Here is a 7,669-nt window from a genome sequence, read left to right as displayed (position 1 = left end):
ACGAGCTGCGCACGCCGCTCACCGCCATCCTGGGCTTCACCTACCTGCTCCGCGAGCGCCACGCCGGGCCGCTGACCGACGAGCAGGCGCAGAGCGTGGAACGGGTGGAGACGGCGGCCATGCAGCTGATGGAGCTGATCGACGACCTGCTGAACATGGCCAACCTTCAGCTGGGCCGCCTGGACGTGCGCCCCGAAACGTGCGACGCGGTGGCGCTGGCGCGTGCGGCCATGTCGGGGCTGGCGCCGCCCGCGCCCGAGGTGGAGGTGCGCACGCTGGCCCCCGATGCGGCCGTGCCGGTGCGCACCGATCCAAGCCAGGTGGTGCGCATCCTTCGCAACCTGGTGGGCAACGCGTTCAAGTTCACGCCGGCGGGGCGGGTGACGGTGCGCGTCCGCGTAAGCAGCGGCTCGCCGTGGACCCCCGAGGCGCGCGCCGGGGGCGACGCGCGGCACTCCATCGTCTGGGAGGTGGAGGACACGGGGATCGGGATCGACGAGGCCGACCAGGAGCGCATCTTCGCGCAGTTCCTGCAGATCGACGGGTCGGCGACGCGGCGGTACGGGGGGACGGGGATGGGGCTGGCGCTCTCGCGGCAGCTGGCGCGGCGGCTGGGAGGCGACGTGACGGTGCGGTCGAAGCAGGGTGTGGGTTCGACGTTCACGCTGTCGCTGCCGGCGGGGTTCGGGCCCATGCTGGTGCCATAGGGGCTGAGTCCGGTGCGCGCGGCCTGGCGCCCCCCATCCCCAACCCTTCCCCCGCAAACTGCGCGGGCGAAGGGAGCCAGTCCGGCGCGTCACACGTAAGTCCTTGCAGCCCCACAGCCTGTCATCCTGAGGCCCAGGCGGGCGACACGTGCCCGCACCCTCTCCCACGCGGGCCGAAGGATCTAACCGCGGACGCTTCTTAGCCCGGGCGCGGCAGCGGTCACCAGTGCAGAGGCCGCCACATCCGTCCCGGCGGTTGAAACCGCAGCTGGCACATCACGAAGTCCGCCTGCGCGGACTGCACGCGCAGTCGAGTGCGCAACAGCCAGCCGGAGCGCGATTGAATTCTCCCTCTCCCCCGCTTGCGGGGGAGAGGGCCGGGGAGAGAGGGCTGCCAGGGGCATGCGCCACCTTGTCCGAAGCGCAATGCTCCTCGCCCCCCGTCTTTTGTAGAGTGCGCCGGGCCGGCCGGAGCGTCGTTCAAATCTCCCCCTCCCTGCGAAGCGGGGCCGGGGGACGGGGCCGGGGGAGGGGGCTCCCAGGGCATGCACCAAAGCCCGTCGAACCGCACGGGGCTGGCTCCCTTCCCCGGCGGGGTTTGCGGGGGAAGGGCTGGGGATGGGGCGCGGCCGAGGCATGCGCCAAAGTTCGTCGAGGCGCGAACAGACGTGGCTCAGGGTTCCGTGCCCGCTGCCGCGCCCCAGCTGTTACGTGGCCGCGGCTAGATCCTTCGGCCCGCGTGGGATGTGCTGCGGGATGGGGCGGTGCGCTTGGGCCTCAGGATGACAGATTGCCGGTGTTGGGGCTTGGTCTGCGTGGGCCTCGTCAGGGCGACAGATTGCCCGCGTAGGCGCTGATACGCCTGCGCTTCAGCGCGATGGATCGTGTGCGATCGGGACGGGTGCGCCCAGCCGATCCAGGATGTCCTTCCGCACGGCGGCGAACTCTTCGTCCGTCAGCACGGGGCGGAGGCCGGCGGTGGGGATCGGCTGATCCAGCGCCACCCACGACACGCAGCCCTCGTAGCGGTGCACGTCGGGGAGCGCCACGGCCTCGTCCAGGCGGTAGGCGCGGACGAGCAGCGCGTGGACGTACGGCCTGTTGCGGTAGTTGAAGCGGTAGTGCGCGGCGGGAGGGGAGAGCGGGTGCAGCCCCTGAATACGGTCGAGCACCTCGGGGCTCTCGATCCGGTGCACGCCATCCACCACGCAGTACGTGCGGAACGGAACGGTGCCGCGCGGCTGCGGCCCGATGGCGTTCAGCAGCGGATGCAGCTCGGCCGCGAGGTCTTCGGGGTTCTGGTGCCAGCCGCTGGGGAAGATCCAGAACTCCCCATGCTCCACGTCGAAGTCGCCGGCCCGTTCGTGGATGCCGCCCTTCCGCACCAGCAGCGACACGCGGCCGGTGGCCAGCGCCTCGTCCACCACCGCCCACTCCTTGAGCGCCGACGCGCTGCTCTCCTTCATGCGCGGTCGAACGGCAGCTTGACCACGCGCGCGCGCCCCTCGCCGCCGTCGCCCACCTGCACGTCTTCCCCAGGCTGAACCTCGCGCCGCACGTAGCCCAGCGCGATCGTCTGGCCGAGCATCGGCGAAAAGGCCGCGCTCGTCGTCCAGCCGACCTGCTTTCCCGTATCGACGTCCGTCAGAGGTGTGCGCGGGGCCGGGACGCCCACGTCGCCCAGCAGCAGTCCGCGCAGATGGCGGTTCACGTGTCCGCGGTGGGCGATGCGGATCACCACCTCCTGCCCCGTATAGCACCCCTTGGTGAACGAGATGGCGCGGCTCATCAGCCCCGCCTGCTCGTACGCCTCGGTGGGGATGGTTTCTTCGGTGATGTCCGTGCCGTAGCGCGGGCGCCCCGCCTCGATCCGCAACGTCTCCAGCGCACCGAAGCCCACCGGCCGCGCTCCCGTTTCGGCTCCGCGCACCAGCAGCGTCCGCCAGAGCTCGGCGGCGTGGTCCGCGGGGACGAAGACGTCGAAGCCCGCCTCGCCGCCGGCCTCGCGCGTGGCCGCGACCAGCAGGCGCGCACCCGCGAACTCCGGCTCCACGAAGGCATCCTCGTCCAGCGCGGGGATGTCGGTTCCGAGCGCGGCGGACAGCAGCTCGCGGGAGCGGGGGCCGTAGACGCCGAGCGCGATGATGTCGCCAGTCGCGTCGGCCCAGCGGGCGAACATGGGCGGGACGAATTTCTTGAAGTGGTCGCGGACGCCCTCCAGCGCCTCCGCGGCGACATCCACCAGCACCTCCGGACCGCCCGCACCCTCGCGCCGGAAGACGCGCAGATCGGCGATGGTGCGCCCCTTGGGGGTGAGCATGGCCGCGTAGACGCCCCGGCCGGCGGGCGCCTTGAGCAGATCGTTGGTGATCAGGCCGTGGATCATCCGCGCGGGGTCCTTGCCCCAGAGCCGGAAGCGCACGCGGTCGCCGCGCCACGCCATGCCGGCGGACTCGCGGACGGCGCGGTACTCCGCGTTGCCGTCGCCGAAGTGGCGGGCCACCTCGCGCCCGGCCACCTGGCCGAAGACGGCGCCCGCGCTCTCCAGCAGGGGACGGATGGGCGCGGCGGTGGGCGCCGCGGTCGTTTCGCTCATGCAACCTCCTGTATCGTGCCGCTCGGATGGCGACAAAAGCCGCCCGCGGGATGCCCGGGGCGGCCGTGAATTCGTGGGATTCGTGCTGGCGCGGGGGATCAGGCCCGCGCCGCGCCCTGGCCGCAGAGCTCGCGGAGGCGGTCTTCGGCGCCCTCGTACTCCGTCACCAGGCGGCGAACCTCGGCGGTGGAGGCGGCATTGGGGAGATCGACCTTGATCTCCTGCCCCTCGGCGCGCGGCAGGTACACCACCGTCACCTTCCATCCCTCGACGCCGGTGGCCTTTCGCGCCACCAGGTCTACCGAGTACTCCGTGCCTCCGCACTCCAGCTTGTTCGCCAGCCGGTGCTCCTTCCAGGAGGAGCTTCGGGATAGTGCCATCGACCGTCTTCCGCTCGTCGTAAATCCGTATCCGAGTGGGAGAAAATAGCTTTCGTGGCGCGTGCGGGCAATCGGGTATGGCACCCGAAGATGATGCGTGGGCGGCTTTCGCTGGCTGGCTCCGGGGCGTTTCGACCGACGTCGGCGCATGCCTTGGGAGCCCCCTCCCCCCGACCCCCGTCCCCCGTCCCCCGCTGCGCAGGGGAGGGGGAGACCTGAACGCAGCTTGGCGCGCGCCACGAGCCCTGGCTCACGCCGCAGCAAGCCAGTCCACGCAGGTGGACTTCGTGTGGTTGTTGCAGCGAATTCATTCGCCCGTGCGGCCCGGGGGCAGGCCTACATCCCCATCCGCCGCTTCATCTCCCGAAGCCGCTCCTCGACGTCGTCCGCGGTCGACTGTGGAGGGGGTGCGGGGTCCATCCCGGAAAGCTCGTCGAGCGCTTCGCTGTACGCGGCTTCGCTTTCGATGCGGTCGGAGGCGCGGGCGAAGTCGTCGTCGGTCGCGGCGCCGGCCTGGCGGAGGCGCTGGCCGGACTGGGCGCGGCGCATCTCGTTGAGCAGCGCGAAGCGGTTGAGGTCCGCCTCCTTGTAGCGGCGCATCATGTCCTGCACCTCCAGCCCGCGCAACTCGTGCTCGGCGCGGGCGGTGCGCACCTTTTCTTCCAGGACGGCGATGCGGCGGCGGTGGCGGTCGGCGAACTCGGCGGCCACGCGCACCGTCTCCGCGTCGCCGATCTTCTGCGCCAGGCCGCCCCGCCGCACGGCATCGTCCAGAGCCGTGCGCTCGCGCGCCAGTTCGCGCTCCGCGGCGGCGATGTTCTCCTGCAGCAGCGGCAGAGTGGCGCGCGCGTCCACCATTTCGCGGCGCATGGCCGAAAGGATCTCGGCTACCTGGTCTTCGGGCTCGCGGCGGCTGGACTCGGCCACGAAGGCGTCCCACGTCCGCGCGAACAGCTTCTTGAGGTCGGTGAGCATAGGGCAAGCTACGCACGCGGCGGGGCCCGGGTCAACGCGCGGCGGAATCAGGTCCGATTGTTGCTTTTCCGCCGCCCAACGCTTCAACCACGGACAGCATCGGATGGTCAAAGTAGAGCCGGGACCGCCTAATTTTCCTGGGTTCGACACACTCACCAAGGAAGAGCGGAAGTCGGTTACCCACAGCGAGTTCTGGATCCCCGAGGACGAGCGGGAGCTGTACAAGATGGCGCTCACGGCCCTCCGGGACGCCGGGGTTCCGTCCGTGGTGGCGGGCGCGTACGCCATCTACGAGCACACGGGCATCTATCGCCAGACCAAGGACCTGGACCTGTTCCTCACCCCCGAGGCCGTGATCCAGGCCATGGGCGTGCTGAAGAGCGTGGGGTTCACCACGCGGCTCGAGCAGCCGCACTGGATCGGCAAGGCGATCAGCAAGGCCAACCGCGACCACTTCATCGACATCATCTACGGGATGGGCAACGGCCTGGCCCTGATCGACGAAGACTGGTTCCGCTACAGCACTCCCGCCACGCTCGCCGCGACATCTGTGCGGGTGGCGCCGGTGGAGGAGCTGATCTGGCACCGGCTGTTCATCCACGAGCGGCACCGCCACGACATGGCCGACGTTGCGCACCTGATCCTGTGCAAGGGCCACGTGATGGACTGGAAGCGGCTCGTGGCCAAGGCGGGCGAGAACTGGCCGCTGCTGCTCTCGCAGCTGCTGCTGTTCCGCTACGTCTATCCGGGCTATCGCGACCAGGTGCCCGAGGCGGTGCTGCGCGAGCTGCTGGACCGGGCCGAAAAATCCAGCCACCAGCGCTCGGATGATGGCGACAGGCACAACGTGACGAACGGCACGATGATCTCGCGCTTCTCGTTCGCCATCGACGTCCACGAGTGGGGGTTCCGCGACACCCGCGAGGAAAGCATCGCGCGGATGCAGCAGCATCCCGAAATCCTGAAGCTGCTCGATGCCGACGTGTGGGACGAGCGCGCGCCCGACACCGAGCAGGAAAGCGTTCCCGACACCCTGGGCGAAGAGGAATGACGGACCATCCGAACACGGCGGAGGGGGAGCCCGGGACTGAGAAGGAAGCTCGCTTCGGGCGGCGCAGGGAAGACCGGGCCGGCCGCTCGGTGCGGGTGGCCGCGGTGGGCGACTTTCACTGCGGCGAAAAGGACGGCGGCCTGTACCGCGAGCTCTTCGCCCGGGTGAACGACGAGGCCGACATCCTGCTCTTGGCGGGCGACCTCACGCGGCGCGGCATTCCCGCGGAGGTGGAGGTGGTGGTCAAGGAGCTGTCCGACGTGCGCGTGCCCATCCTGGCCGTGCTGGGCAACCACGACCACGAGTCGGGCAACGTCGACAAGGTGAACTCCATCCTGCGCGCGCGGGGCGTGCACCTGCTCGACGAGTCGCCCTTCGAGCTGAACGAGCACGTGGGCTTCGCCGGCGTCAAGGGCTTCATGGGTGGGTTCGGGCGCTACACGCTCACCGCGTTCGGCGAGCAGGAGACGAAGGACTTCGTGGGCACGTCGCTGGACGAGGCGCAGAAGCTGGAGTACGCGCTGCGACGCCTTTCCACGCCGGTGCGCGTGGTGCTGCTTCACTACGCGCCCATCATGGACACGGTGATGGGCGAGCCGGAGCAGATCTTTCCGTTCCTGGGCAACGATCGCCTGGTGGAGCCCATCGACCGCTTCAAGGCGGCGGTCGCGTTCCACGGCCATGCGCACCACGGCACCTTCAGCGGCAAGACGCCGGGCGGGGTACCCGTGTTCAACGTGTCGCTGGTGCGCGTTCGGGAGGATGCCAAGCACGACATGTTCTACGTGCACGAGATCCCCATCCCCGCCGAATCCGAGACCGAACGCGTGTCCGAGCCGGGGGTGGAGCAGCCGACGGAGCAGGAGAGGACGGCGGCTGGGAGTGCGTGAGTGCGGAAGTGCGGAGTGTGGAAGTGCGTGAGTGTGGAAGTGCGTGAGTGCGTTAGTGCGTAAGTGCGTTAGTGCGTTAGTGCGGAAGATGATCGGCCCTCTCCAGGATCTGGGGAGGGCCGATGCTAGGAATGAGCGCCGCCAGCCCTGCACGGGCGAATGAATTCGCTGCAACAACCACACGAAGTCCGCCTTCGCGGACTGCCTTGCGATGGTGTGAGTTAGGGCTTCTGGCGCGCCCCGGACCGGGTGTCATCCCGAGGCCTAGGCGCACCTCACTCACCCGCACGCCACACCACGCGGGCCGAAGTATCTAGCCGCGGCCTCGGCCCGGCTGGGGCGACTGAAGTCGCGGCAGCGACGGCCCGAAGTCCGCCTTCGCGGACTGCAAGCGCAGTCGAGTGCGCGAGGCCAGCGGAAGCGGGATCGAATTCTCCCCTCTCCGCATGCGCAGCATGCGGGGAGGGGCCGGGGGAGGGCCCGCCGCGGCATGCGCCGGAGCTACCGAAGCGCAGCGAGCGGTAGCCGGCCTTCGCGCGCCGCGCCAACGTGGAGCGAGGCGATGCCGGCATTCGTGCCGCTGTCGCGCCCAAGGTGAGAAGTGGCGCAGGCAAGATCCTTCGGCCCGCGATGAATGTGCTACGGGCTGGTTTGGCGCGCCTGGGCGTCACAGGATGGCAGTCGGTTATTGCGAGCAGATGCCCTGGTACGGTTCTGCGTGGCGCTCGCGCTTGCTGGTTGTTGGCCCCACGCTCCCCGGGGCGGCGCCACTGGAGATGGAGCAGCGGCAATGCTCCAGACGGACAGTAGCGAATACGCGGCGCGAGCGCACCCGCTCGGCATGGAGTTCCAGATCGTCGCCCGGTATGAGAACCGGACGGCAGGGCCCATCTACCTGGGGCGATGCACTTCGCGCAGCCCGATCCCCATTCACTACATCCACACGGTCGACGGGGATGAAGTCGTGGGCCAATGGTCGTGTGTCGGGACCGAGCCGATCCGCGTGGAGGCGGGAGAGGTTCGCATCGATACGCTGCGCATCGGCCGTCCCGATGGCCTGTGGCGTTTGG

General features: G+C 69.6%; 7 protein-coding genes and 1 pseudogene. 4 read left to right on the top strand and 4 right to left on the bottom strand.

Annotated elements, in window-relative coordinates; translation table 11 throughout:
- A partial coding sequence (locus tag VIB55_RS06750; protein WP_331875906.1) for a sensor histidine kinase occupies positions 1 to 707 on the top strand: 707 nt, incomplete at its 5' end.
- Between the two features lie 869 nt (positions 708 to 1,576).
- Here VIB55_RS06750 and VIB55_RS06745 read toward each other — a convergent pair.
- The 4 genes from VIB55_RS06745 to VIB55_RS06730 form a co-directional block, all read right to left on the bottom strand.
- Positions 1,577 to 2,173, bottom strand: a complete 597-nt coding sequence (locus tag VIB55_RS06745) for a DUF1802 family protein (protein WP_331875905.1) — start codon at positions 2,171 to 2,173, stop codon at positions 1,577 to 1,579.
- Positions 2,170 to 3,303, bottom strand: coding sequence for an aminomethyltransferase family protein (locus VIB55_RS06740; RefSeq protein WP_331875904.1), 1,134 nt, complete (start codon positions 3,301 to 3,303; stop codon positions 2,170 to 2,172). The genes VIB55_RS06745 and VIB55_RS06740 overlap by 4 nt, the downstream gene beginning before the upstream one ends.
- Before the next feature lie 98 nt (positions 3,304 to 3,401).
- Positions 3,402 to 3,683: a hypothetical protein gene (locus VIB55_RS06735; protein WP_331875903.1), complete on the bottom strand. Its 282-nt coding sequence runs from the start codon at positions 3,681 to 3,683 to the stop codon at positions 3,402 to 3,404.
- Between the two features lie 336 nt (positions 3,684 to 4,019).
- Positions 4,020 to 4,658: a hypothetical protein gene (locus VIB55_RS06730; protein WP_331875902.1), complete on the bottom strand. Its 639-nt coding sequence runs from the start codon at positions 4,656 to 4,658 to the stop codon at positions 4,020 to 4,022.
- Positions 4,659 to 4,761: 103 nt separating this feature from the next.
- Here VIB55_RS06730 and VIB55_RS06725 point away from each other — a divergent pair, with 103 nt between their 5' ends.
- The 3 genes and pseudogenes from VIB55_RS06725 to VIB55_RS06715 form a co-directional block, all read left to right on the top strand.
- Positions 4,762 to 5,709 (top strand): hypothetical protein, encoded by a 948-nt coding sequence (locus tag VIB55_RS06725; RefSeq protein ID WP_331875901.1) that lies wholly within the window; start codon positions 4,762 to 4,764, stop codon positions 5,707 to 5,709.
- On the top strand, positions 5,706 to 6,599 hold the full coding sequence (locus VIB55_RS06720) for a metallophosphoesterase family protein (RefSeq protein ID WP_331875900.1): 894 nt from the start codon (positions 5,706 to 5,708) through the stop codon (positions 6,597 to 6,599). Before VIB55_RS06725 ends, VIB55_RS06720 begins: the two co-directional genes overlap by 4 nt.
- 790 nt (positions 6,600 to 7,389) lie before the next feature.
- A pseudogene (locus VIB55_RS06715) lies at positions 7,390 to 7,669 on the top strand (hypothetical protein); the annotation flags it as partial.

The organism is Longimicrobium sp. (assembly GCF_036554565.1).
GTDB lineage: Bacteria > Gemmatimonadota > Gemmatimonadetes > Longimicrobiales > Longimicrobiaceae > Longimicrobium.
This window is presented reverse-complemented; position numbering and strand designations above follow the sequence as displayed.